The following is a 24,374-nucleotide window of genomic DNA, read 5'->3' as shown; positions in this document are numbered from 1 at the left end:
AGAAAATTTCATAGTTCCACAAATACTATTGTAACGAAAAATAGCTAGAAAATCAAACAGATTCTCTAATCAATCACCGAGTTTTGTAAATCATCCATTGTAATTAAGCGAATATCATAGGGTTCTCGTTCCGAAAAATGTTGTGCATCCTTTAAAAAATACTCCGTTTTGCCAGGGTACTCTTTGTCATAAATAAGTAAGCTGCCCCCAGAATGTTCCAAAAGAAATTTTGTATGCATTTTTAATTGTGCTGGCGATTGATAGGGCTGGTGACTTACTGAGTTGATATAATCAGCCAAACTTTCCGCTTTCGTTAACAGTTCTCGATTTTGTTCATTCCAATTATTGCCAAAGTCTTTAAATGGATAAAGCAAACCTAGCTGGACTTCTGGATATTCCGTTTTTAATTCCCCAACTACTTCAGCTGTCCAAAGTTCAACACCTAAATTGCCAGAAATCAAAATCCATTCTACTCCCGCTTCAATATAACTGGCTAACTCTTTTTTTAAGACATTTTTAATAACTGTGATTTTCGGGTCTTTTCCTTGAAATATCCCCAATTCAAAGCTGCGATAACCGGTGACATAGAGGGTTTTTATCATTTCCATAAGTCATCCCTTTTCTTTCAGGTCTTTTTTTTGGTATAATACAGGCTAGGAGTGTGATAAACGTGACGTTCCATTATCCTAACGGAATACCTTATAATCATCATGAAGCACAATCACCAAAAAAACAAGTAAAAAAGAAACGCCCCGTTGAATTTGGTAATCGCGGGATGGATTTCGAAGAAGCGATCAATCAAAGCAATCAATATTATCTATTGAATAAGCAAGCAGTCGTTCATAAGAAACCCACTCCTGTTCAAATTGTTAAAGTAGATTATCCCAAACGAAGTGCGGCTGTTATTAAGGAGGCCTACTTTAGACAAGCTTCAACGACTGATTATAACGGTGTATATCAAGGCCGTTACATAGATTTTGAAGCGAAAGAAACGAAAAATACCACGTCCTTTCCCTTTAAAAATTTTCATCAACATCAAATTGATCATATGGAACAATGTATAGCACAACAAGGGATTTGTTTTGTGCTATTATGGTTTTCAAGCTTAAAACGCTGCTTCTTTTTTAGTGGTGAAAATCTAATAACGCATTGGAAAAACCAAACAGTTACTGGAAAAAAATCTATGCCGCTTGCACTCATCGAGAAAGAAGGAATTGAATTATCTTTTGGAATCGCACCGCGAATCCCTTATCTCGACGCAGTGGAACAATATATTCAGACACACTAGATTCATAAAGTTTTGAAAGTATAACAAAGGAGTTGCTATTTATGCCAACCGCAAATTCAGGCTCGCGAGCTGCTAGACATGCATCCAACACCTCATCGAAGTCTAGTTACAAGAAAAAGACACAACCGCCGAAAAAGAAAAAACGGCTTGTTTTAAAAATCTTTCTTGGCTTACTTATCGCTGGGATGGTCGCTTTTTTAGTAGGCGTTGGTCTTTTTTGGTTCTATGCACGACAAGCCCCAAAATTAGAAGATGACAAACTGAATGCGACAGTTTCATCGAAGCTTTACGATATTAATAATGAAATTTTTGAGGATTTAGGCGCAGAAAAGCGTGAATTAATTCAACCAAATGATGTGCCTCAATTATTAAAAGATGCCATTGTTTCTGTCGAAGACCGTCGTTTCTATAAACACATTGGTGTGGATCCGATTCGGATTATCGGTTCTGCCCTTTCAAATGTCAAAAATGGTGGATTACAAGGCGGAAGTACCTTAACCCAACAATTAATTAAATTGTCCTACTTCTCTACAAAAGAATCTGACCAAACCTTGAAACGGAAAGCACAAGAAGCATGGATGGCTGTTCGTTTAGAACGTGAAAAATCAAAAGAAGAAATTTTAACTTACTACATTAACAAAGTCTACATGGCGAATGGTTTCTATGGAATGGAAACAGCGGCTGAAAATTATTATGGTAAACATTTATCTGAACTTGATTTACCACAAACGGCCCTACTGGCAGGAATGCCACAAGCGCCAAACTCATATGATCCCTATACAAAACCAGATACTGCTAAAGAACGCCGGGATGTCGTACTCTACACAATGTACGACAATAAAAAAATCTCGAAAGCAGAGTACGAAAAAGCCAAAGCTACCCCAATCGATGAAGGCTTAGTTCCATTAAAAGCCAGTGATGACAATCGAAAAGTCGTAGATAATTACGTCAAAGAAGTAATCAATGAAGTGAAAGCAAAAACTGGTAAAAATGTTTACACAGACGGACTAGATATCTACACAAACTTAGATATGAATGCCCAAAAACAACTTTACGATATTGTCAACAGTGATCAATACGTTGCGTTTCCAGATGATAAAATGCAAGTGGCTTCAACCGTTATTGATGTTGCCTCTGGACAAGTCCGAGCACAGATTGGTGGTCGTCACATTCCTGATGATGTACAATTAGGAAACAATTTAGCTGTTAACACCCAACGTGATGTTGGTTCAACCGTGAAACCAATCATGGATTATGGTCCCGCAATTGAGAATTTAAATTATTCGACAGGTCGCCTCATGGTGGATAAGCCAACGAAATATCCTGGTACCGACATTGATGTCTTCAACTCTGATTTAACATATCAAGGCGTCATTACTATGCGCCGTGCGATTATGGGTTCTCGTAACACGACCGCGGTCCAGACGTTTGATGAAGTTGGTAAAGAAAACATCATGCCTTTCATTAAAGGACTAGGAATTGACTATAAAAACTTAGAAGCGTCGAATGCCATTTCAAGTAACACAAGCGACGTAGATGGCGATAAATACGGGATTTCCTCATTGAAATTAGCAGCAGCATATGCGGCTTTCGCCAATAACGGGATTTACAACAAACCGTATTACGTAAACAAAGTCGTTTTCAATGATGGAACTAGCGTTGATTATCAACCTGATGGCAAACGTGCGATGAAAGACTCTACCGCCTATATGATGACGGATATGTTAAAAGATGTTTTAAACGGCGGAACAGGATTTAACGGTGCCATTCCAGGCTTAATCCAAGCGGCCAAAACAGGGACTTCTAACTATACTGATGAAGATTTAGCGCGAATGGGCACAACAGAAAAAGGAATTGCCCCGGATAGTACCTTTGTTGGTTATACAACACACTATGCCGTTTCTGTTTGGACTGGATACAATGATCGAAATACACCAATCTATCAAGAATACTATGGAATTGCCTCGGATGTTTATCGTGAAATAATGAGTTACTTGTCTCAAAATGTTTCAAACGATGACTGGGTGCAGCCAGACAGTGTTGTGCGGGTAGGTAATGAATTATACGTGAAAGATGCCTATGAGGTACCAAATGTACAAGTTTTACCAAGTACTACCTCTTCAGCACCACAGCCGGAATCTAGCAGTACGGTGGAATCCTCTTCCACAAAAGAAACGGAAAGTTCATCAAGTTCTAGTTCAGAAAGTGCGCCTTCTTCCTCTGAAGCGCCACCATCAACCGAACAACCGGCAAGCTCTTCCTCAGCAGAGCAACCGGCAACATCGGAACAACCACCTGAACCATCAAGTTCTAGTTCACAAGAACCACCGCAACCACCTGAAAGTAGTTCTAAACCAGACGAAAATAAAGCAGCATAAAAAGTACGGGGCTCATGATGAGCCCCGTACTTTTTTAGATTAAAAATGGACGAAGTGAACTGAATCACTTCGTCCATTTTTACTTATTTACTTTCTTTATTTGCCAAAGCTGCACCAACGAATCCTTTGATTAAGCGTTGTGGGCGATTTGGACGAGAAATTAATTCTGGGTGGAATTGACAAGCCACAAAGAATTGTTTTTCAGGAATTTCAACAATCTCAACTAAACGATTATCTGGTGAAACTCCAGAGAAGACTAAGCCATTTTCTTCAAATAATTGACGGTATTTGTTGTTAAATTCATAACGATGACGGTGACGTTCTTGGACAACATCTTCATTTCCGTATGCTGCCGCAGTTTTCGTTCCTTTTTTCAATTTACATGGATATAAACCTAAACGTAGTGTACCACCTAAATTCTCGATGTTTTCTTGATCTGCCATTAAATCAATAATGTTATTTGTCACGTCAGGATTAGTTTCTGCAGAACCAGCATCTTCTAAGCCCACAACGTTACGACCAAATTCTACACAGGCCATTTGCATACCTAAGCAAATGCCAAGGAATGGTACGTCATTTTCGCGAGCAAAACGAATCGCTTCAATTTTTCCTTCAATTCCACGATCACCAAAACCACCAGGAACCAAAATACCATCTGCTGAACCAATTCTTTCAGCGACATTTTCAGCAGTTAATTCTTGTGAATCAACCCAATCAATTTCGATATCTGAATCAAAATCAAACCCAGCATGTTTTAATGCTTCTACAACAGAAATATAGGCATCTGGTAATTCAACATATTTACCAACCAGCGCAATTTTTGTTTTCTTTTTCAAGTTAAGAACTTTTTCTTCTAATGCACGCCACTCAGTCATGTCTGCAGCCGGTGCGTCCAATTTTAAATGATCACAAACAATTTGATCCATGTTTTGTGCTTGAAGTGCTAATGGAATGGAATACAATGTTTCAACATCACGAGATTCAATTACCGCTTCTGGATTAACATCACAGAATTGTGCTAATTTGTTTTTAGTGTTTTGAGAAACAGGTAATTCCGTACGAACCACTAAAATATTTGGTTGAATCCCTAAACTTCTTAATTCTTTGACACTATGTTGTGTTGGTTTAGTTTTCATTTCGCCAGCCGCTTTTAAGTAAGGAATCAAGGTTGTATGGATGTACATTACGTTGTCACTACCCATATCAGCTTTCATTTGACGCAATGCTTCTAGGAAAGGTAATGATTCGATGTCGCCGACAGTACCACCTACTTCTGTGATAATCACATCGGCATCCGTCATTTTCGCTGCACGCATGATTTTTTCTTTGATTTCATTGGTAATGTGTGGAATAACTTGCACTGTTGCACCTAAGTATTCCCCTTTACGTTCTTTACGTAAGACTTCTGAATAAATTTTTCCAGTGGTTACGTTTGAGTATTTATTTAAGTTAATATCAATAAAACGTTCATAGTGACCTAAGTCCAAGTCTGTTTCGGCACCATCATCTGTGACAAAAACCTCTCCATGTTGGTAAGGACTCATTGTCCCCGGATCCACATTAATATATGGATCGAATTTTTGAATCGTTACTTTTAATCCACGATTTTTTAATAATCGTCCTAAAGATGCTGCGACAATCCCTTTTCCGATAGAAGAAACCACGCCACCTGTAACAAAGATGTATTTTGTCATAATAGTTAAAAACCCTTTCTTTGATAATATTTTGTAGAGAGAAGTAAAACAACTTTGAAACTCTTACGTTTCTCCAAATAAAAAAGAAACAAAAATAGAAAAGCTCCCTATCCATTACGAATAGGGAGCTTGTAAGTTCGTTCAAACTTCTGACCTTCTTAAAGGTGCCCAAGTAGTATAATACAAGCAAACGGACATCAGGTCAAGTACTTCTATTCAAGAAAATAATTTTTTCTATTTTCTCATTTTTCTTGGACATTCAACTAAAAAGCTTGACTCCTTCTTAGGAATCAAGCTTTTTGGTTTCTTACTCTTCAGAATATTCGTCATCAAAATCGTCTTCATCTTCAACATCATCGTCATCAATGATTGTTAAATCTTCTTCGATTTGTGGAATGTCTTCTTCATCATCGTCTGAATCTGCACCAATCTCTTGTAAGTCAGAGTTGTATGCTTTGATTTCTTCATCTTCATCTTCTTCATCATCGTACAAGATGTCTTCTTCATCATCATTTGTTAATTCAGCATCTTCTGGATCGTCATCGTTATAGTCAATTACATCTTCATCGTTTGGATTAGTGATGAAGGCATTTACTTTTTTACGTTTTCTACGACGTGGTGCATCTTCTTCGTCTTCTTCCAAGCCATGTGTAACTTCTTCATCGATTGAATCGATTGGATACCATGAACGTAAGCCCCAACGATTGTCTCCCAATGAGATAAAGCTACCGTCGATGTTTAAATCTGTATAAAATTGTGCTAATTGGTCACGAATTTCACTATCAGACTTGCCAAGATAATTTTGGATTTGGTTAACTAAATCAGAAAAATCCATTACATCTGCATGTTGTTCTAAAATAGCGTGTGCTACTTCAATCATGGATAATTCTTTTTTGTTTAACCCTTCAAATACATTAATTTCCAAGAGGTACACGTCCTTTCACAGTCTACTCCTTATCATACAAAAACATTGAAAAAAAATCAATTCTATTCTGCAATATTTATGCAGTAAATTCTAATTCTAAATGATATTCTCCGATTCGCTCTGTTTGAGAGTATAAATCATAATCAACTAAAATCTTACCAGACATTGGTTGGTCTTTTAAACTAACACGCAAATTATGGGTAAACGTACTAATCTGCAGCAAGCCATAAGGGGTTCGATAACTTGTATCTAATTTTTCCTGATAGCCAAATCTTAAACGCATCCGTAATTCGCCGGCACGAATCAGCTGAACATGCCCGTCTGGTTCAATTTTAATGGTTACGGGGGTTGGTTCTGTATCCTCTAATAATTCTTCTTTGTAACGAATGTATAATGTATCACCCATTTTTACTAATTGACCTTCTAAGTCAAAGAAAAAATCTTTTTGTTCGTTGCCTTGTTGGACAATCGTTTTTAGTTGAATCGATACAGGAACGCCTGTTGATAAATCCATAATGGTCACTCCTTTTCCAAAATATAACTTTCTTATTGTTGACTTTTTCAATGTATTTGTCAACTAAAGTCAATTTTTCCTTGCTTATGTACCTTTTCTTATTGTATAAGCTCTTTTCACGGGTTGCAAGCATTTGTTTCATCTATTTAATAAGAAAACCGTTTACTATTTTAGAGAATTCCTTCAGAATTCGTTTATATAACATGCTTTTTTGCGTTTTTTGTATATAATATAAGAGAGAGTAAGAAAATAAACGTATTAAATGACGTAATTATAAATAGACAGGACGTTTTTTATGAGCACAACTTTTCCCCTTCACACTGAATCCTTTATGCTCCTTGATTCAGGTTGTTTAACAAACAGTGACTATTTTTTACCTTTTGCTTTGACCGATGTTTTAACTACTTTTTCAGGAATGCAGCACCAACCAATCATTCATTTCTGGCAATTGGATCAAGCAATGATTCTTGGCATGAAAGATACCCGTGTACCACATCTAAAAGAAGGCATCGCTTCTCTGCAAGAAAACGATTATTCTGTAGTCGTTCGCAATGCCGGCGGTTTAGGGGTGATTGCCGATTCGGGTATTTTAAATGTTTCACTTATTTTACCAAATAATTCTGAACACAAATTAAGTATCGATGCGGCTTATGAATTAATGTGGGCTTGGCTCCGTCAGAGTTTTCCGGAGAAAGAGATTGACGCCTTTGAAATTACTACATCCTATTGTCCCGGTACTTATGATTTAAGTATTGGCGGTCAAAAGTTTGCAGGGATTGCCCAACGACGCGTCAAAGACGGTATTGCTGTCATGATTTACATCAGCGTTAACGGCAATCAACTTGCTCGTGGAGAAGTGGTTCGAGACTTTTACCTTGCTGGCTTACAAGAACAATTTGGTGAAAATGGCTATCCACCCGTTGATCCAGCAGTGATGGCAAATTTAGAAACGCTGATTGAGACTCCATTAACAATAGACGCCGTAAAAACCCGTTTAATCGAAGCATTACCTCAACAATTTGAAAAATCTATTGATCCAAACTTAACCGAACCAATTATAACCTCAGAATGGTTCCAAACAAATTTAACTGTCCAGCTGGAAAAAATGGCGCAACGAAACGCCTTAATTAAAGGAGAGATCGTATGACGATTCCGTATAAAGAGCAACGATTACCAATCGAAAAAGTTTTTCGTGATCCCGTCCATAATTATATTCATGTCCAACATCAAGTGATTTTAGACCTTATTAATTCTGCCGAAGTGCAACGATTACGTCGCATTAAGCAACTAGGCACTTCTTCTTTTACGTTTCACGGTGCCGAACATAGTCGTTTTTCCCATTCTTTGGGTGTTTACGAAATTACACGTCGGATTTGTGAGATTTTCCAACGTAACTACTCTGTGGAACGATTAGGTGAAAACGGCTGGAATGACGACGAGCGCCTGATTACGCTTTGCGCAGCTTTATTACATGATGTCGGTCATGGTCCTTATTCACATACATTCGAGCATATTTTTGATACAAACCATGAAGCAATCACGGTCCAAATCATCACCTCACCAGAAACGGAAGTTTATCAAATTTTAAATCGTGTTTCGGCAGATTTTCCTGAAAAAGTCGCCAGCGTTATTACTAAACAATACCCAAATCCTCAAGTGGTGCAAATGATTTCTAGTCAAATTGATGCCGATCGTATGGACTATCTGTTACGTGATGCTTACTTTACAGGGACGGAATACGGAACTTTCGATTTAACTAGAATTTTACGTGTGATTCGACCCTACAAAGGAGGCATTGCCTTTGCTATGAATGGGATGCATGCGGTGGAAGACTATATCGTTAGTCGTTATCAAATGTATGTCCAAGTCTATTTCCACCCTGTTTCTCGTGGGATGGAAGTGATTCTTGATCATTTATTGCATCGGGCGAAAGAATTATTTGAAAACCCTGAATTTGACTATGATTTACAAGCCTCTCTGCTTGTACCATTCTTTAAAGGGGACTTCACCTTACAAGAATATTTAAAATTGGATGATGGCGTCCTCTCTACGTACTTTACACAATGGATGGATGTGCCTGATTCAATTCTAGGTGATTTAGCCAAACGTTTCCTTATGCGTAAGCCTCTGAAGTCAGCCACCTTTACGAACGAAAAAGAGAGCACAGCAACGATTGCTTATTTAAGGGAATTGATTGAAAAAGTTGGTTTCAACCCTAAATATTATACTGCCATTAATTCAAGCTATGATTTACCTTACGATTTTTATCGTCCAAATAAAGACCGTCATCGTACACAAATTGAATTGATGCAAAAAGATGGCTCATTAGTGGAATTGGCAACGGTCAGTCCCCTAGTTGCAGCACTTGCTGGTCAGAGTCAAGGAGATGAACGTTTCTATTTCCCTAAAGAAATGCTTGACCAAGGAAATAAAAAACATTACGATTTATTTGATGAGACGTATCGTGAGTTTTCAAGTTACATTCATAATGGTGCGTTAGTTTTAAAAAAATAGGTTTTCTAGGAGGATTCTATGTCAATTAAGTTAGTTGCTATTGATATCGACGGAACATTGCTAAATTCACAACACAAGATTACCCCACGGGTCAAAGAAGCGCTCCAAAAAGCAAATGAGCAAGGCGTTCGTATTGTTTTATGTACAGGCCGTCCTTTGCCAGGCGTGAAAGAACAATTGGATGAATTAGCCTTATATGGTGAAAATGATTTCGTGATTACCTACAACGGTTCGCTTGTCCAAGCAACCAAAGATAATACGATTATTTCACGCTATACCTTGAGTTATGAGGATTTTTTAGAAATTGAAATGTATTCTCGTAAAGTCGGCGCTCACTTGCATACAATTGATGATTCCGCTATTTACACTGCCAATCGCAATATTGGTAAATATACGATTCACGAAGCATCTTTAGTGAACATGCCTTTGAAATATCGTACGGTGGATGAAATGACACCAGAGATGAACATTATTAAAATGATGATGATTGATGAGCCGGAAGTTTTAGATCCTGCCATTGCAAAATTACCATTACATTTTACCGAAAAATATACGACTGTTAAAAGTACGCCTTTTTACTATGAAATCATGAATAAAAATGCTAGCAAAGGCAATGCTCTAGCAAAATTGGCAGACCATTTAGGCTTAAATAAAGACGAAGTGATGGCCATTGGTGACAATGAAAATGACTTATCCATGATTGATTACGTTGGGATTGGTGTTGCGATGGGCAATGCGACAGAAAATGTTAAAACAATTGCCGATGTGCATACCACTAGTAATGACGAAGATGGTGTCGCTCAAATTATTGAAAAAATGGTTTTAATTTAAACATTCTTTTCAATAACAATAACCCTCAATCTAATCAACATAGATTGAGGGTTATTCGTTATTTTATGATGCTGCCGCTAGCCATTTTTCAACGGCCCAGCGGTGGCTTCCTCTTTTTAATAAACGGACTGCTTCTTCTGGTGCAACCCAGTGTAAAGTATTGGTCCTTTCTAAGGGTTCGCTAAGTTGCCGCCAAGTATTCGCTACATAAAAATATCCAGGATTATAATAGGCCGTTTGGCGATGATTCGAATAAAAATATTCATCGGCTTCCCCTAAATAACGGCCAATTTCTACACTAATTCCTAATTCTTCTAGCACTTCTCGATGGATTGCTTCTTCTTTCGTTTCGGTGCCTTCAATTTCGCCTCCTGGTAAAAAATAAGCTCCATTTGGCGCTTGTACCAGAACCATTGTGTTATTTTCTGGCTTTGAAACAATAATGTATGCAGCATATCTTGTTTGATAGGTCAATGTCTCTTCTCTTTTTCCAAACGTTGGCGTTTTCATTGGCGCACCTCTTCTCTTTTCATCTATTTTACCTGAGAAATTCCTTTAGAACAAGTCAGAAACCAAGCGTTTTTCTCTACATTTCACGTTTATCTATGCTACTATTAACGTTGGAAATATAATTAAGTTTGAAAGGGAGTTTTTAACTATGAAAATGGCTCATACATGTGTGCGTGTAAAAGATTTAGAGGCATCATTAGATTTCTATCAAAAAGCCTTCAATTTTGAAGAAAGTCGCCGTCGTGATTTTCCAGAAAATAAATTTACTTTGGTTTATTTAACTTTACCAGGAGACGACTACGAACTAGAACTAACTTATAATTATGATCATGAAGCATACGATTTAGGAAACGGTTATGGTCATATCGCCATCAGTACAGATGATTTAGAAGGATTACACGAAAAACATCAAGCGGCTGGCTTAACTGTCACTGACTTAAAAGGCTTACCTGGAACTGCACCATCTTATTACTTTGTTGTCGACCCAGATGGGTATAAAATCGAAGTCATTCGTGAACGTTAAAAAGTTTCACTTGTTCACTTACTGAGTTTTTTGTGTTTGAGAGCTGTCCGAGACAAAACTTGTCTCGACTTCTTCTCAAACACTTTTTTCAAAAAAAGTGCTACAATAGAACGTATGAATTTATTGAGGATGTGATGTTATTATGACAAAAAAAATTATTGGAATCGCTGGCAATCAACTTTTGCAGGCAGCTGAAGTGTTTCACGGTAACCAAGTGACTTACACCCCACAAGGTTTTGTTAGCGCTGTTCAAGCCGCAGGTGGCGTTCCTCTCGTTTTGCCAATTGGCCCCAAAGAATTAGCCGCTACGTATATACAACAAATTGATAAACTACTTTTAGCAGGCGGTCAAGATGTTGCCCCTGAATTTTACGGACAAGAACCCCATATAAAATTAGAAGAAACGAATCGTGATCGTGACGAGTTTGAGTTAGCCCTAATTGAAGAAGCCTTAAAACAAAACAAACCTATTTTTGCGGTTTGCCGTGGAATGCAATTAGTCAATGTTGCTTTAGGTGGCACATTATATCAAGATTTATCGATGTATCCTCAATGGTCAGTTAAACACGGACAACAACCCACTCAACCAATCTTTGCGACGCATCGTATTGATGTTGAACCAGACAGTCAATTATCAAACATATATGGTACAACTGGTCAAGTCAACTCGTACCATCACCAAGCACTACATACTTTAGGAAAAGATTTACGCGTTACTGCTTGGTCCTCTGATGGCCTTGCAGAAGCAGTGGAATCAACAAATGAACAGCAGCCTTTATTAGCTGTTCAATGGCATCCTGAACTAATGTACGCACGTGATGCCAAATCCCAAGCACTCTTTAACTACTTTGTTCAAAAATTATAGTAAAAACGGAGGGACGTCTTTTGCCCCTCCGTTTTTGCTTGCTATCATACTTAAAAATCAAAATTATCTGGATCTGCACCAAAACGATGATCCTTATTTAACTGATTAATTGCGGTTATTTCTTCTGGTGTTAATTCAAAATCAAAGACAGCAAAATTTTCCTGAATTCTTTTTTCGTGAACAGATTTGGGAATCACGATAATATCATTTTGTAAGTGCCAACGAATAATCACTTGGGCCGCTGATTTACCATATTTTTCACCAATTTTCACTAGTACTGGCTCAGACAATAAATTACCTTGTCCTAGAGGAGACCAAGCCTCCACGGCAATCTTATTTTCGGCTAAATATTTTCGTAGCGGTTCTTGTGTTAACGTAGGATGTAATTCAATTTGATCCACCATTGGCACAACATTTGCTTCTGTTAATAAATCTTCCAAATGATGTTGATGAAAATTGGAAACGCCAATTGCTTTGGCACGACCACTTGCGTAAATTTCTTCTAATGCTTTCCATGATTCTTTATATTTACCAGCAACAGGCCAGTGAATTAAATATAAATCAACATAGTCTAACCCTAATTTTTCTAAGCTTTTATCAAACGCTTTAATCGCATTTTCATAGCCTTGATCTTCATTCCATAATTTCGTCGTCACGAAAATTTCTTCGCGGGGAATACCCGATTGACGAATGCCTTCGCCCACCCCTACTTCGTTTTTATAAACGGCTGCCGTATCAATCAAGCGATAACCCGCTTCTAAAGCCCATTTTACTGAATTTGTTGCTTCTGAGCCATCTTCTACACGCCAAACGCCTAAACCTAGGCGTGGCATTTCATTGCCATTTGCTAATTTTTTTGTTTTATCCAAAGTCATGTGTTTCTTCAGTCCCTTCATTTTCATTACTTTTAGTATACTACGCATTCTTCTTTCACGAAACAATCACGACTTGTCAGGTCATTTTCTTTATTTTTAATAAATAACGACGCCAATAAGTCAGCACTCCGATTAGTGCCACAACTACAATTGTTCGACCGCTAACACTTCCAATCCACAGTTTAACTGCAAGTAACCAGATACAAAAGAGATAAACACAGGACCAATTAAAGGAAACTTTCAATGTACATGATTCCGCAATTTCGATTATCTGACTACTAAAAAAACGACTCCCTAATCGTAAAGCGACTGGATTATGGAAGATGAATGTTCGTCGCTTGTCAGCCGTCAAGCGAGTGGCACATCGTTCATCAATAAAAATTGTTACAGGTAATTTAGAAAGTAAATCATTTTTTGCCCATTCAATTGAAACTTTCACGCAGCACTCACAACCTTTAACAAAATTATAAAATATATTATTTATTTACAAAATTATAACATTCCTAAAAATACATGTTAAGTCTTTAAAAAAACTTTCTATTTTATTCCCCTTTCGCCGAGAGATTTAGTATACTAAAAGAAGAAATTTTAGAGAAAGTTGGATTTTTATGTTGATACTTGGTTTAGCCAGTACTGAAACAGTCGATTCTTCTGCTCCCGATTTAGCAGAAGCGACCGTAAAAAAAGTGAGCGCGCTACAACGCTTTTGGAACAATATTAATTGGGATGCCATTGTCGCTACCTTAATTGAAAAAAGTTTATCAATTTTATTTTTGATTTTTCTATTTTTTATCATTCAGCGAATCGGGAAATATTTAATTGATCGCACCTATGCAAATTATAGTAAAAAGCAACATTTTAGTGAAAGCCGTTTAAAAACGTTACACACTTTAATTATTAATGCATTTCAATATACGCTGTTCTTTTTCTTCATCTATTCTCTTTTGACCATTGTCGGTGTGCCTGTTGGCTCATTATTAGCCGGAGCGGGAATTGCCGGTGTTGCCATTGGTTTAGGGGCTCAAGGATTCATGAATGACTTAATTACCGGATTTTTCATTATTTTAGAACAACAAATGGATGTAGGCGATTATATTCGCTTATTGGCGTTAAATATTGAAGGAACTGTTACTTCTGTCGGATTACGAACCACTCAAATTAAAGCGGTTGATGGAACTGTTCATTTTATTCCAAACCGAAACATCACCACAATCAGTAACCTGTCTCGTGCCAATATGCAAGTATTAATTGATGTCCGCATCAATCCTGAAGAAGGTTATGAAAAAATTTGTGAAGTGATTACAGAAGTCAATGAAACGTTAAAAGAAAAGTATATCGAAAGTATTCAAACTGGGCCAGATATTTTTGGCATGGTCGATTTAGGCAATGGCAACTTTGCGGTGCGAACGACCATGTATGTACTAAACGGCAAACAATTTGCGGTCAAAGAAGAATTTCTAGCTCAATATATCAAAGCATTAACAGAGGCCGGCTTTACGATTCCCAATACGCCTATTATTGCAAAATAAAAAACAGCCACCAGATATTTATTAGTTATCTGGTGGCTGTTTTTCTAATTGTCCAATGATTTTAAAAAGCCACTAACTGCCTCCACTCCAAACAATAACGCCTCTTCGTTCGGTTCAAACTTGGCAGAATGAAGGCTATAGGGACTTGCCACGCCTAACCAAAACATCGTGCCTGGGACTTTAGACAATAGATAGCCAAAATCTTCACCTGTCATTGCAACCGGCGCTTGTTGAAATTGAACTGTTGCTTGTTTGCTCATGTATTCAATAAAATTCGTGGTACATGCGGGCTCATTCACTACAGGTAAATATCCTTTCTGATCAAGATGAACAGTTACTTCACATTGAAAAGATTGCGCAATACCTTCACTAATTTCGCGAATTCTTCGCTGCGTTTGTTCATTAGTTTCTGCTGTCAATGTGCGAATTGTACCAGATAAAGTTGCTTCTTCGGCAATCACATTGCAGGCAGTCCCTGCATGAAAAGTCCCAAAAGTAACGACTGCCCCAACCACAGGATCAACATTTCGACTAACGATCGTTTGTGCTTGCTGAATTAAATTTGTGGCCGCCAAGACCATATCATTTGCTTGATGTGGAAAAGCCGCATGTCCACCTTTTCCTTTTAAGGCAATGTTCACTTCACAAGTGGCAGCAAACAATGTGCCTACTCTGGTACTAATAGTTCCGACTGGCAAATCAGGATTAACATGAAGCGCATAAAATTCATCAGGTAACCACTCACCAAACGCATGATCTTCATACATCAGCATCCCCCCTGCTTCATTTTCTTCAGCAGGTTGAAATAAAAATAAAAAGTTATTGTCTGGTTGCTGTTGACTTAATTCTTTCAAAACCCCTAAACCGATTGTCATGTGAAAATCGTGCCCACAGGCATGCATAAACCCTGGTCGTTTTGATTGAAAAGCAGAAACCACTTCCTCTTGAATAGGCAAACCATCAATATCAGCACGCCAGCCGATGGTTTTCTGAGGATTTTTGCCTTCTATGAAGACTAAAATCCCCGTTTGCCATGTTCGAACTTGCAGATAAGGTTGCTTCATTTTATCAATTTCATTAAGTAAAAAGGCTTGTGTTTCCTTTTCTTCTAAACCGATTTCAGGTATTTGATGTAGTTGCCGTCTAATCGCAATTAATTCTTCTTGCTCCACAAAAGCCACTCCTTCATTTTTGGGGTAATCGAAAGCCGCCATGAAGAAGTTTCTTCATCGCGACTGACTAATTTATTTTTAGAGTTTACGTAATTCTTCTAAAATCTCTGTTTTACTCTTGGTTTTATCATCAATTTGTTTAATTACTTTTGCTGGCACGCCTGCGACAACGGTATGCGCTGGAACATCTTCCACAACTACTGCCCCAGCAGCCACAACGGCACCTTCACCAACACGAACCCCTTCTAGTACGACCGCATTCGCTCCAATAACAACCTCGTTTTCAATAACCACAGGTGCGGCACTTGGTGGTTCAATGACACCAGCTAAAACCGTTCCTGCGCCAATATGACAATGCTTCCCTACAGTTGCACGACCGCCTAAAACAGCGCCCATATCAATCATAGTCCCTGCACCAACGACGGCGCCAATATTTAGAATAGCCCCCATCATAATCACCGCTTGATCGCCAATTTCAACTTTTTCGCGAATCAAAGCACCTGGTTCAATCCGAGCATTAATGTCTTTCAGATCAAGAAAAGGAATTGCTGAGTTACGTGCATCGTTTTCTACAACATAATCCTCAATTTTTTCTTTGTTTGCTTCTAAAAAAGGTTTTACGTCAGCCCAATCGCCAAACAATGTCCCAGTTTTACAATTATTAAAGACCTTAATTGTTTCCGGAAAAGTGACTTCTTTTAATTGCCCTTTCAGTGTTACTTTAACAGGCGTTTGCTTTTTGGCATCGCCAATATACTGAATAATCTCATATGCGTCCAATCACAGCACTCCTTTACTTCGTGTTATCATACAGAATAACGCATTTATGAGAAAAAAGTAAAGAGTTTCTTGCGTTTTATTTAAATTACTTTCATTTCTTCTTCTGATTTAGGCAGAACAAGATGATGTTTTTCTAACTCATGTGCCATATGGTTGACCGCTTTTAAAATTTCTTTGCGTGTAATGATGCCCTTAAAGCGTTGATTATCATCAACCACTGGTAAAAAAGAAGCATCTACTAATAAATGTAACACTTCTTCTAAATCCCACGATTCACCAATTACAGGAACATTGACTTCCATTACATCGGCCACAGTAAATTCATTCAATTTTTCAAAATCCACTGAAGTCAAATCAAACATTTTATCTACAACGTCTGTCAAGCCGATTAAGCCAACAAAGCGATCTCCCTTATCTAACACAGGAATCTTGGAATAGCGAACTTTCGATAAGACTAATGCCGCGTGACTTAAAGGATTTAAACACATTACATTGGCGACATTTTCGGCAGGTACTAAAAACGTTTCTTGTTTTTCTAATAATAATTCTTTTACAGCAGTCCCTATCATGATTGGGTTGCCTCCATTTCTAATTCTTTAACACGTAACTTATTGTACCTAATTCTGCGAAAAAAGTCTTGGAATTCGCAAATTCTTCATAACTTAACAAACGAAAATTAACGTTTTGTTCTATTCTCCCCCAAAATAAGAGAACGCTTTCTTAAAAAAATAAAAACTTAGTTGTCCCATCACAGACAACTAAGTTTTTATAAAGGACCAATTAATCAGTCAATTATAGTTCTTGTTCACACGATTCATCACAGCCATCACTGACCATAATAAGCGGAAATCCCATGTTTTCTAAGATAATGTTTATCCAATAAAAAATGATCAATTGGTTCAACATCTGGGTTAATTGTTTCCGTCAAACGTGCCATTGAACAGATTTCATCTAAAATCAAACTGTTTTCAACTGCTTTTTCCGGAGTCATTCCCCAAGTAAATGGGCCATGTCCATAAACTAACACTCCTGGAACTGCTAAAGGATCTAGTTCTTGTTCATGAAATGTTTCAACAATGACTTTGCCAGTCTCTTCTTCATAGTTTTCTTTAATTTCACTTTCAGAGAGCGCTCTTGTGCAAGGTACAGCGCCATAAAAAGTATCCGCATGGGTGGTACCGTAAGGAGGTAAGGCTCGCCCTGCTTGAGCCCACGTAACACTATTCAGGGAGTGCGTGTGCGCAATCGCTCCAATTTCTGGCATTTTTTGATAAAGATAAAGATGCGTGGGTAAATCAGAAGACGGCTTTAAAGCATTGGTTTCCAATAGTTGTCCGTTTAAATCAGTCACTACCATCTGTTCCTTGGTCATTTCTTGATACTTGACGCCGCTTGGTTTAATTACGATAATCCCTAATGACCGATTGATTTCACTAACATTGCCCCACGTTAATTTGACTAAGCCCAGTTTTGGCAAAGCCAGATTCGCTTCATAAACACGTTGTTTCATTGCTTGGATGATCGCTTTATTGTTCATAATAACCCACCTCTGCTAATTTAGGATAGAGATACTGCTGCGCGGCTTGAATTTTTTCTTGAAAATTCAAATCCGTTTCATTCCACATTTCAATTAAAAAAGGACCACTATAGTTTAACCGCTTGAGTGTTTTCAATAAGCCTGTAAAATCAACACAGCCTTCTCCAAAAGTAACTTCCCGAAACTTGCCTTCAAATGTGTCTGTTACAGCGAAGGTATCTTTTAAGTGAATAGCAGCGATTTCAGCAATTCCCTTTTCAAGCTCAACCGCCGGATTATTTTCCGGCCAAGCAGACAAATTACCTAAATCAGGATAAACATGCAAAAAAGGAGACGGAATTTGTTCCTTAATTTCTAGAAATTTTTGTATGCTATTCATAAAAGGGTCATCCATAATCTCAACAGCCAGAATGACACCGTATTGTGCAGCTTCCTCAACGCCCTTTTTCAGACCTTGAAGAAAAAATTCCCTTGTTTCGGCAGTTTTTTCTTCGTAAAAGACGTCATAGCCAGCTATTTGAATCACCCGTATGTTTAATTGATGAGCCAAACGAATCGCTTGAGATAAAATTTCCCGTCCTTTTTCACGTGTTTCTTTATTTAAAGAGCCTAAAGGAAACCGCCGATGACCACTTAAGCACAAAGAATGGATAAAAAAATCTTCTTTCACCATTAATTGAGAAAGTTCTTGTAACTGGCTTGGTGTCCAAGCCAATCGTGCTAAACGTTCATCGGATTCATCAATTGACATTTCTAAAAAATCAAACCCTAACTTTTTGGCCCATGTTAATCGTTCTGCCCAAGTTAAATTTTGCGGGAGTGCTTTTTCATACAGTCCAATTCGTGCCATTTTATCACTTCCAAATCTGATCGATTTTTTTTTGAAAATCTTTGGCTGCTTGTTCAGGATTTTTTGATTCAGTAATCCCACGGCCCGCAATAAATGTTGCAACTGCCATTGTTTGAAACAATTCAAGCGTTTCGACAGTTAAACCACCTGTGACGGACACTTCAAAGCCTAAGTCAATTAGTTCTTGAACTTTATTCAAATCTTTCTCTCCCCAACTGCCGCCAGCTAAAAGAGCATCTCTACTTTGATGATAAATCACCTGATTAATCCCTAATTCTCGCCATTGTCGAGCTTGTTGCATTGTCCAATTTCCATATAGTTCTACTTGTAATTCTCGGACTTCTTTTTGAGCTGCAGCCATCGTTGGCAAGGTGGCGCAACAAATGACCGTCATGAAATCAGCGCCTGCTTGTGCGACATTACGAGCAACTGTACCGCCCGCATCAGCACATTTTGTATCAGCAACAATCGTTTTATTAGGAAACATGCGTTTTAAACAACGAATTGCTTTTTGGCCTTCTTGTAAACACAAAATAGTGCCAACTTCGATAATATCGACAATTTCTCCGACTTTCATACAATCTGCTAAAGCGTCTTCTAAGCTATTATGATCTAAAGCGATTTGTAAGTTTGGTCTTTTCATCTTTCTCCTCCTTTTATTCAGATTTTTGATAACGCTCTGAAGCCATATATTTTTCTTGAATTTCTTTTGCAGACATTACATTTTTAATGCCAATCACTGTGACTCCACGTTTTTCTGCTTGCTGAAACATTTGTAAAAAATTGACTGGAGTAAAAACAACGTCGTATTGGCTAGCAGAGCTTTTTCCTTCTGAAATGGCGCAATGATGAATTTTTGTAATCGGTACACCTAATTCTTTCATTGCTTTTTCAACACTCCGCATCATCATTAGACTCGTGCCAGAACCATTGGCACAGGAAACAAGTATTCTCATTTCAAATTCCTCCTTTAATTCTCTTGAAATTTTTTAGCATATTGTTCATAATCATTGACAATCATAAAGTAACCTTCTGGATTTTTCCGATACTGAAGTTGCGGAATTATTAGTAACCCAATCACCACCACTGCTACGCCAACATAGCCTAGAACTTTCATAATAATTGTAAATAACGGCCAAGCTGTCGCCCAATCGAACATGCCCAAATAACCGCCATATTGAGATAATCCAATCCATGTAGCAAATAAAGCTGAGCCACCTACTTGGATTAAACCTGAAAGGAAGGGGAATAAACAAGCAGCTTTTACTCCGCCACGATTATTTGCATAAACAGCTATGACAGCGTTATCAAAAAACAATGGGATAAAACCCGCAATAACGATTGTCGGAGACTTTAATAGAATCAGTAAGCCAATCATTAAAAACTGGCCTAATGCGCCAAAGAGAAACCCAATTGTTACTGCATTGGGCGAGCCAAACCCGAAAGTCGCTGCTACGTCAATCCCAGGAACAGCACCTGGTAAAATGGTATTTGAAATCCCTTGGAATGACTGCGTCAACTCGTCGACAAAGGTTCTAACGCCTAATTGTAAGATAGCTAAATAGACAGCAAAATTTAATGAAGTGGTCATGATATAAAAGAAGAAACTCTGCCCTTCTTGCATAAATTTAGCTTGAATTAAATAATCTTGTCCCAAAACAAGCAAGATAATGCCAAAGAAAAAGAGCATCAAAATGGACGTAGCAACCATATTTTCATTAAAAATGGATAGAAATCCTGGTAATTCAATATCTTCCAATTTTTTATCGACCTTCTCTGAACGATGTTTCTTTTGATCACGTTTTTTCAACCATTCTGCTAATTTTGCAAAAATAAATATGCCAAACATTTGTTGATGGGCTACCGCAAAACCAGCACCTTCTGTTAATTCCTGCGTAATCCCTACCGTTAAATTTGAAGCAACTGCCCAATAACACCCAAGAATTAAGCCCATAAAAATTAGTACTTCGATCCTACCTAAGTTAGGAAAACAAAAGAGTAAAATCCAGAAAGCGGTAGCTGCTTGTTGAATCTGAACATTCCCTGTTGTAAAAACGGCTCTCAATTTTGTATATTTTTGAAAACGAACCAACAAAATATTCATAATAAATGCGATCAATAACAAAATCATCACATCACCAAAGGTTCGTCCAAAGGTTTTCATCAATCCTGCATCGACTGCATTTTGCCCGAAATATGGATCGGTAACCATCGCCTGTAAATTAAATCGCTCTTTCAAGCCTACTAGAATAGGGCGAAAATTATTAACCAAACCACCAGAACCAACACTCAAAATAAAATAACCAACTGTTGCTTTCAGAAAACCTGCTAAACATTCATAAAAGGGCCTCCGTAACAAGAGATAACCTAATAACACGATGAAACCAATCAAATATGCTGGCTGTGTTAAAACGTTCGTAGCAAAATAAGTCCAACTATTTAACAAGAACTCCCCCATTGATTTTTCCCCCTATAATTGATATTTCTCCATAACTTCTTTAAAATCCATTGGCGTGTTTGTTTCTAACAAGTCAGCAATCACGTCATCCGTCATCAATAAATCCATCAATTGCTGGATATTTTCCAGATGTTCGGCGGGATTTTGGGCTGCCAATGTAAAAAATAATGTTGCTGTTTTTGCTTCTTGATCGCCAGCAAAAGTGACTGCTTGCTTAAATTTTGTAAAAGAAATGGCCGTTCCAAAAACGCCTGCGCTTTCCTCTGATGAATGTGGCATGGCTACTTCAGGAGCAATGATAATATAAGGTCCAAACGTTTCGACACACTGGATAATCTCATCGACGTAACTCTGATCGATGATGTGTTTTTGGAGTAAAATCAAACAACTTTCCTGAATCGCCTCTTGCCAACTAACCGGTTCTTTATCAGGGTAATGAATAAGCTCTTGCTCCCAAAAATAAGTTAACATTGTACATCCAGCCTTTCTTACAAGAATGAAGGAAATGGTGTATCATTTTCTTTAACAAAAACATCATCAAAGCCACGATCAAAGTTAAATTCTAAGTTGTCTTTGTCATCTGGATAAACAAATTTGCCACCCACTTGCCAAATATATGGTTTAAATTGATAATGTAAACGATCTTTTTTAAATTTCCAAATTTCCATGATTTCTTTTGGATCCGCCATAAAATTAGACCAAATATCATAATGAACGGGAATGACTACTTTCGCATTTAAAGATTCTGCCATTCTCAACATATCAACAGAAGTAATTTTATCCGTGATACCGCGAGGATTTTCGCCATATGCTCCTAAGCAAACATCAATTGCATATTGATTACCATGTTTCGCAAACAAGTTAGAATAATGAGAGTCTCCGGCGTGATATACCGTACCACCTGAGGTTTCAAATAGATAATTGACAGCTAGTTCATTCATGTCCTGAGGCATTTTACCTTTAAATGTATTTTCAGGATCATCAGAAGTAATTAGCGCGGTTCGATCAAAAGCTTCCAAGGCCACTACATTCACATCATTCACTTTTATTTCTTGACCAGGCTCTATAACCCGTGTTTTTTCTGCCGGAACACCCCAACGCTGCCATGTTTTCACTACTTCTTTTGGACCAATAAATAGAGCCTTAGGACAATTTTGCTGAACAGCAGCAGCTGTGTGAATATCCAAATGGTCTGAATGAATATGTGTGACAACTAAAGCATCTACCTCTTTTATTTCAAAAGGATCAATCACAAAAGGTTGTGTTCTTAAATTAGGTTGCATTTTTTGGCAACCACTCATGCGCATCATTTGATGGCCATTTTTCATTAAGCCGTTCCCGTGCGTTTGTTTTCCTGTTCCACACCATAAATCACATAAAATATTCGTGTTCTCATGCGTTTTCAGCCAAATGCCTGTACAACCAAGCCACCAGAGGGCAACCGTTCCTTGAAGCACAGTTGTCTGATTAATTTCTTCGTTTAAATAAGTGCCCCATTCTGGAAATGTCGCCTTCAACCAACTTTCTTTTGTAATTTCATGAATCGATTTGCTCATGCTACCACTCCTCTTCTCAAATGATTGTGTTATGCTTTATAAGAAAATCATAGCCGCAAAAAATCACAATGAAAACCCTTTTATATGATTGTTTGCACTTTTAATGATTCTTTTACGTGTTTTGTTTTCCTATGAGTTATACTATTTCATGGGGGACCGTGTCCAAAAAAATAACTAAAGGAGGTTGTATTACTTGAAAAGTTCATTAGAAACCATTGAAAAAAGGCAACAAAACATTCTCGCGCTGCTGCAAAAAAACAAACAAATGACTACCTATAAATTAGCAGATGCTTTAAATGTTTCCTTAAGCACAATTCGTCGTGATTTAAATGTCTTAGAAACTAAGAATGACATCATTCGAAAATATGGGTATTGTATTTACAACGACCAAAATCAGAAAGACTTTGATCAATCAGGACCGGAGTTATTAAAACAAGCCATTGCTCGTGTTGCTTGTAGCTATCTAAGTGATTATGATACCGTTTTCATTAATTCAAGTTCCACTGCTTTGAATATTCTCCATTATTTAAAAGCCGACCATCTGACCATCGTAACGAATAATTTAAAAATTGCCACCAAGCCTCATGTTTCTCAATACAATTATATTTTGACCGGAGGCGAATTACGTTTTCCCAAAGAAGTTCTGGTAGGAGATATTGCCATTAACACAATCACCGCAACGCATGCCGATGTTTGCGTAATTGGCTGTAGCGGGGTCAGTTTAGAACATGGCGTCACTACAAAAATTTTCAATGAAGCAAAAATTAATGAGCTTATGATAAAACAAACAACAAAAGTAAAAATTCTGGTCGCGGACCATCGAAAAATCGGCTTGACTTCTAAATTTAAAATTGCTGATATTACCGCTTTTGATTGTTTGATTACAGACAAACATTGCTCATCAACTTTAATTACAGAACTTCGTAAGACCGGCTTAAAGGTTATCCAAGTCGACTAAAAAAAAGAGCGTAGGACAAAAATCCAAAAGAGATTTTTGTCCTACGCTCAAAATTTGATAAATAAAAAAGGAGCACTTATTTCTTAACATTCACTTACTTCGTAAACGTTGCCTTTAATCGTTCCAACGGTTGGTGCTCTTTGTTATAGTACTGAACGAGATATTGTTCAGGTGTACTTTCAATTATGGCATATGTTTTCTCTTGAACTGGTCCACGAGGTAAACGAATACTTCCCGGATTAACAAAGAGAATGTTATTGTGTCGCTCTGCACCGAGTACATGAGTGTGACCAAATAAGGCAATTGTCGCTCCTGCTTCTTCCGCTTGTAAAGCAAGTGTCGTGAGCCCCATTCTAACATTGGCCAAATGACCATGTGTCATATAAATAACTTGATCCCCCACTTTTTTAGTCACAGTTTTGGGAAATTCATCATAAAAATCACAATTTCCTTGAACTACAATTAATTTCTGCCAAAGCTCATCTGTCGGTTCTAATTCAGAATCACCACAGTGAAAGAGTGCATCGACTTGTCCTTCATAATGATTCACTAAGTCAACTAAACAGTCACGGTCGCCATGATTATCGCTTACTACCAAGATTTTCATACGTTTCAAC

27 protein-coding genes are annotated in these 24,374 nt (G+C 37.7%); 9 read left to right on the top strand and 18 right to left on the bottom strand.

Annotated features, from left to right (window positions below; translation table 11 throughout):
• Positions 1-65 precede the first annotated feature (65 nt).
• Entirely contained in the window at positions 66-608 is a 543-nt protein-coding gene (locus IGM13_RS05195) for a DUF1273 domain-containing protein (protein WP_002360568.1), read from the bottom strand.
• 62 nt (positions 609-670) lie between these two features.
• Here IGM13_RS05195 and recU point away from each other — a divergent pair, with 62 nt between their 5' ends.
• The gene (gene recU, locus IGM13_RS05190) at positions 671-1,288 is read left to right on the top strand and encodes a Holliday junction resolvase RecU (RefSeq protein ID WP_010816424.1); all 618 of its coding nucleotides are present in this window, start codon (positions 671-673) and stop codon (positions 1,286-1,288) included.
• A gap of 41 nt (positions 1,289-1,329) precedes the next feature.
• Positions 1,330-3,666 carry a PBP1A family penicillin-binding protein gene (locus IGM13_RS05185; protein ID WP_002419858.1) on the top strand — a complete coding sequence of 779 codons (2,337 nt, stop codon included), beginning with the start codon at positions 1,330-1,332 and terminating at the stop codon, positions 3,664-3,666.
• A gap of 83 nt (positions 3,667-3,749) precedes the next feature.
• Here the strand turns inward: IGM13_RS05185 and IGM13_RS05180 are convergent, their stop codons facing one another.
• From IGM13_RS05180 to IGM13_RS05170, 3 genes are all read right to left on the bottom strand, one after another.
• A complete protein-coding gene (locus tag IGM13_RS05180) occupies positions 3,750-5,360 on the bottom strand; it encodes a CTP synthase (RefSeq protein ID WP_002357995.1) in 1,611 nt (536 codons plus the stop codon).
• A 307-nt stretch (positions 5,361-5,667) separates the two neighbouring features.
• Positions 5,668-6,285 carry a DNA-directed RNA polymerase subunit delta gene (rpoE, locus tag IGM13_RS05175; protein WP_002357996.1) on the bottom strand — a complete coding sequence of 206 codons (618 nt, stop codon included), beginning with the start codon at positions 6,283-6,285 and terminating at the stop codon, positions 5,668-5,670.
• A gap of 76 nt (positions 6,286-6,361) precedes the next feature.
• The gene (locus IGM13_RS05170; protein WP_002382132.1) at positions 6,362-6,799 is read right to left on the bottom strand and encodes a DUF1934 domain-containing protein; all 438 of its coding nucleotides are present in this window, start codon (positions 6,797-6,799) and stop codon (positions 6,362-6,364) included.
• Between the two features lie 331 nt (positions 6,800-7,130).
• Between IGM13_RS05170 and IGM13_RS05165 the strand changes: the two genes are divergently transcribed.
• From IGM13_RS05165 to yidA, 3 genes are read left to right on the top strand one after another with little or no spacing between them, the layout of a single operon-like run.
• Positions 7,131-7,946 (top strand): lipoate--protein ligase family protein, encoded by an 816-nt coding sequence (locus IGM13_RS05165; RefSeq protein WP_002390086.1) that lies wholly within the window; start codon positions 7,131-7,133, stop codon positions 7,944-7,946.
• A complete protein-coding gene (locus IGM13_RS05160; protein ID WP_002419857.1) occupies positions 7,943-9,313 on the top strand; it encodes a dNTPase in 1,371 nt (456 codons plus the stop codon). Before IGM13_RS05165 ends, IGM13_RS05160 begins: the two co-directional genes overlap by 4 nt.
• A gap of 18 nt (positions 9,314-9,331) precedes the next feature.
• On the top strand, positions 9,332-10,144 hold the full coding sequence (gene yidA / locus IGM13_RS05155) for a sugar-phosphatase (protein ID WP_048945300.1): 813 nt from the start codon (positions 9,332-9,334) through the stop codon (positions 10,142-10,144).
• A 63-nt stretch (positions 10,145-10,207) separates the two neighbouring features.
• Here the strand turns inward: yidA and IGM13_RS05150 are convergent, their stop codons facing one another.
• The gene (locus IGM13_RS05150; RefSeq protein ID WP_002363716.1) at positions 10,208-10,654 is read right to left on the bottom strand and encodes an NUDIX hydrolase; all 447 of its coding nucleotides are present in this window, start codon (positions 10,652-10,654) and stop codon (positions 10,208-10,210) included.
• A 148-nt stretch (positions 10,655-10,802) separates the two neighbouring features.
• Here IGM13_RS05150 and gloA point away from each other — a divergent pair, with 148 nt between their 5' ends.
• Entirely contained in the window at positions 10,803-11,177 is a 375-nt protein-coding gene (gene gloA, locus IGM13_RS05145) for a lactoylglutathione lyase (RefSeq protein ID WP_002358003.1), read from the top strand.
• A gap of 142 nt (positions 11,178-11,319) precedes the next feature.
• On the top strand, positions 11,320-12,042 hold the full coding sequence (locus IGM13_RS05140; RefSeq protein WP_002358005.1) for a gamma-glutamyl-gamma-aminobutyrate hydrolase family protein: 723 nt from the start codon (positions 11,320-11,322) through the stop codon (positions 12,040-12,042).
• A gap of 50 nt (positions 12,043-12,092) precedes the next feature.
• Here the strand turns inward: IGM13_RS05140 and IGM13_RS05135 are convergent, their stop codons facing one another.
• Together IGM13_RS05135 and IGM13_RS05130 are read right to left on the bottom strand one after the other, a co-directional pair.
• Entirely contained in the window at positions 12,093-12,965 is an 873-nt protein-coding gene (locus tag IGM13_RS05135; RefSeq protein WP_002393437.1) for an aldo/keto reductase, read from the bottom strand.
• A 28-nt stretch (positions 12,966-12,993) separates the two neighbouring features.
• Positions 12,994-13,356 (bottom strand): hypothetical protein, encoded by a 363-nt coding sequence (locus IGM13_RS05130; protein ID WP_002358008.1) that lies wholly within the window; start codon positions 13,354-13,356, stop codon positions 12,994-12,996.
• 169 nt (positions 13,357-13,525) lie between these two features.
• On the opposite strand from IGM13_RS05130, the gene IGM13_RS05125 reads away from it, so the two are divergent.
• On the top strand, positions 13,526-14,446 hold the full coding sequence (locus IGM13_RS05125; protein ID WP_002382128.1) for a mechanosensitive ion channel family protein: 921 nt from the start codon (positions 13,526-13,528) through the stop codon (positions 14,444-14,446).
• Between the two features lie 44 nt (positions 14,447-14,490).
• On the opposite strand, the gene IGM13_RS05120 is transcribed toward IGM13_RS05125, so the two are convergent.
• The 10 genes from IGM13_RS05120 to ulaG all read right to left on the bottom strand — a co-directional run bounded on the left by IGM13_RS05120 (position 14,491) and on the right by ulaG (position 22,799).
• The gene (locus IGM13_RS05120; RefSeq protein ID WP_002419856.1) at positions 14,491-15,660 is read right to left on the bottom strand and encodes an N-acetyldiaminopimelate deacetylase; all 1,170 of its coding nucleotides are present in this window, start codon (positions 15,658-15,660) and stop codon (positions 14,491-14,493) included.
• A gap of 36 nt (positions 15,661-15,696) precedes the next feature.
• Positions 15,697-16,398 (bottom strand): 2,3,4,5-tetrahydropyridine-2,6-dicarboxylate N-acetyltransferase, encoded by a 702-nt coding sequence (gene dapD / locus IGM13_RS05115; RefSeq protein ID WP_002358012.1) that lies wholly within the window; start codon positions 16,396-16,398, stop codon positions 15,697-15,699.
• An 80-nt stretch (positions 16,399-16,478) separates the two neighbouring features.
• Positions 16,479-16,967: a cyclic-di-AMP-binding protein CbpB gene (cbpB, locus tag IGM13_RS05110; protein ID WP_002382126.1), complete on the bottom strand. Its 489-nt coding sequence runs from the start codon at positions 16,965-16,967 to the stop codon at positions 16,479-16,481.
• 257 nt (positions 16,968-17,224) lie between these two features.
• Positions 17,225-17,935, bottom strand: a complete 711-nt coding sequence (locus IGM13_RS05105; protein WP_002382125.1) for an L-ribulose-5-phosphate 4-epimerase — start codon at positions 17,933-17,935, stop codon at positions 17,225-17,227.
• Positions 17,925-18,785 carry an L-ribulose-5-phosphate 3-epimerase gene (locus IGM13_RS05100; protein WP_002382124.1) on the bottom strand — a complete coding sequence of 287 codons (861 nt, stop codon included), beginning with the start codon at positions 18,783-18,785 and terminating at the stop codon, positions 17,925-17,927. Before IGM13_RS05100 ends, IGM13_RS05105 begins: the two co-directional genes overlap by 11 nt.
• A 4-nt stretch (positions 18,786-18,789) precedes the next feature.
• Complete coding sequence (locus IGM13_RS05095; protein ID WP_002381985.1) at positions 18,790-19,428, bottom strand: 3-keto-L-gulonate-6-phosphate decarboxylase UlaD; 639 nt, start codon at positions 19,426-19,428, stop codon at positions 18,790-18,792.
• 13 nt (positions 19,429-19,441) lie between these two features.
• The gene (locus IGM13_RS05090; RefSeq protein WP_002419855.1) at positions 19,442-19,741 is read right to left on the bottom strand and encodes a PTS sugar transporter subunit IIB; all 300 of its coding nucleotides are present in this window, start codon (positions 19,739-19,741) and stop codon (positions 19,442-19,444) included.
• 14 nt (positions 19,742-19,755) lie between these two features.
• Positions 19,756-21,243 (bottom strand): PTS ascorbate transporter subunit IIC, encoded by a 1,488-nt coding sequence (locus IGM13_RS05085; RefSeq protein WP_002366460.1) that lies wholly within the window; start codon positions 21,241-21,243, stop codon positions 19,756-19,758.
• 12 nt (positions 21,244-21,255) lie between these two features.
• Positions 21,256-21,714 carry a PTS sugar transporter subunit IIA gene (locus IGM13_RS05080; RefSeq protein ID WP_002419854.1) on the bottom strand — a complete coding sequence of 153 codons (459 nt, stop codon included), beginning with the start codon at positions 21,712-21,714 and terminating at the stop codon, positions 21,256-21,258.
• A gap of 17 nt (positions 21,715-21,731) precedes the next feature.
• Entirely contained in the window at positions 21,732-22,799 is a 1,068-nt protein-coding gene (ulaG, locus tag IGM13_RS05075; RefSeq protein WP_002419853.1) for an L-ascorbate 6-phosphate lactonase, read from the bottom strand.
• Positions 22,800-22,992: 193 nt separating this feature from the next.
• Between ulaG and IGM13_RS05070 the strand changes: the two genes are divergently transcribed.
• On the top strand, positions 22,993-23,757 hold the full coding sequence (locus IGM13_RS05070) for a DeoR/GlpR family DNA-binding transcription regulator (protein ID WP_002382117.1): 765 nt from the start codon (positions 22,993-22,995) through the stop codon (positions 23,755-23,757).
• Positions 23,758-23,851: 94 nt separating this feature from the next.
• On the opposite strand, the gene IGM13_RS05065 is transcribed toward IGM13_RS05070, so the two are convergent.
• Complete coding sequence (locus IGM13_RS05065; RefSeq protein ID WP_002381991.1) at positions 23,852-24,364, bottom strand: metallophosphoesterase; 513 nt, start codon at positions 24,362-24,364, stop codon at positions 23,852-23,854.
• Positions 24,365-24,374 lie beyond the last annotated feature (10 nt).

The sequence above is a fragment of the Enterococcus sp. DIV0561 genome (assembly GCF_050539875.1).
GTDB classification, from domain to species: Bacteria; Bacillota; Bacilli; order Lactobacillales; family Enterococcaceae; genus Enterococcus; species Enterococcus faecalis.
Note: the sequence above shows the minus strand (reverse complement) of the source record. Positions and strands in the feature narration are given on the sequence as shown.

Excerpts from the sequence above, each read along its gene's own strand:
- ulaG (WP_002419853.1), bottom strand. The coding sequence starts at position 22,799 with ATGAGCAAATCGATTCATGAAATTACAAAAGAAAGTTGGTTGAAGGCG.
- IGM13_RS05170 (WP_002382132.1), bottom strand. The coding sequence starts at position 6,799 with ATGGATTTATCAACAGGCGTTCCTGTATCGATTCAACTAAAAACGATT.
- IGM13_RS05140 (WP_002358005.1), top strand. The coding sequence starts at position 11,320 with ATGACAAAAAAAATTATTGGAATCGCTGGCAATCAACTTTTGCAGGCA.
- gloA (WP_002358003.1), top strand. The coding sequence starts at position 10,803 with ATGAAAATGGCTCATACATGTGTGCGTGTAAAAGATTTAGAGGCATCA.
- IGM13_RS05120 (WP_002419856.1), bottom strand. The coding sequence starts at position 15,660 with ATGGCGGCTTTCGATTACCCCAAAAATGAAGGAGTGGCTTTTGTGGAG.
- IGM13_RS05180 (WP_002357995.1), bottom strand. The coding sequence starts at position 5,360 with ATGACAAAATACATCTTTGTTACAGGTGGCGTGGTTTCTTCTATCGGA.
- IGM13_RS05185 (WP_002419858.1), top strand. The coding sequence starts at position 1,330 with ATGCCAACCGCAAATTCAGGCTCGCGAGCTGCTAGACATGCATCCAAC.
- yidA (WP_048945300.1), top strand. The coding sequence starts at position 9,332 with ATGTCAATTAAGTTAGTTGCTATTGATATCGACGGAACATTGCTAAAT.
- IGM13_RS05100 (WP_002382124.1), bottom strand. The coding sequence starts at position 18,785 with ATGGCACGAATTGGACTGTATGAAAAAGCACTCCCGCAAAATTTAACT.
- IGM13_RS05090 (WP_002419855.1), bottom strand. The coding sequence starts at position 19,741 with ATGAGAATACTTGTTTCCTGTGCCAATGGTTCTGGCACGAGTCTAATG.
- IGM13_RS05095 (WP_002381985.1), bottom strand. The coding sequence starts at position 19,428 with ATGAAAAGACCAAACTTACAAATCGCTTTAGATCATAATAGCTTAGAA.
- IGM13_RS05065 (WP_002381991.1), bottom strand. The coding sequence starts at position 24,364 with ATGAAAATCTTGGTAGTAAGCGATAATCATGGCGACCGTGACTGTTTA.
- IGM13_RS05150 (WP_002363716.1), bottom strand. The coding sequence starts at position 10,654 with ATGAAAACGCCAACGTTTGGAAAAAGAGAAGAGACATTGACCTATCAA.
- IGM13_RS05160 (WP_002419857.1), top strand. The coding sequence starts at position 7,943 with ATGACGATTCCGTATAAAGAGCAACGATTACCAATCGAAAAAGTTTTT.
- cbpB (WP_002382126.1), bottom strand. The coding sequence starts at position 16,967 with ATGATAGGGACTGCTGTAAAAGAATTATTATTAGAAAAACAAGAAACG.
- IGM13_RS05195 (WP_002360568.1), bottom strand. The coding sequence starts at position 608 with ATGGAAATGATAAAAACCCTCTATGTCACCGGTTATCGCAGCTTTGAA.
- IGM13_RS05085 (WP_002366460.1), bottom strand. The coding sequence starts at position 21,243 with ATGGGGGAGTTCTTGTTAAATAGTTGGACTTATTTTGCTACGAACGTT.
- IGM13_RS05135 (WP_002393437.1), bottom strand. The coding sequence starts at position 12,965 with ATGCGTAGTATACTAAAAGTAATGAAAATGAAGGGACTGAAGAAACAC.
- IGM13_RS05105 (WP_002382125.1), bottom strand. The coding sequence starts at position 17,935 with ATGAACAATAAAGCGATCATCCAAGCAATGAAACAACGTGTTTATGAA.
- IGM13_RS05165 (WP_002390086.1), top strand. The coding sequence starts at position 7,131 with ATGCTCCTTGATTCAGGTTGTTTAACAAACAGTGACTATTTTTTACCT.
- IGM13_RS05125 (WP_002382128.1), top strand. The coding sequence starts at position 13,526 with ATGTTGATACTTGGTTTAGCCAGTACTGAAACAGTCGATTCTTCTGCT.
- IGM13_RS05080 (WP_002419854.1), bottom strand. The coding sequence starts at position 21,714 with ATGTTAACTTATTTTTGGGAGCAAGAGCTTATTCATTACCCTGATAAA.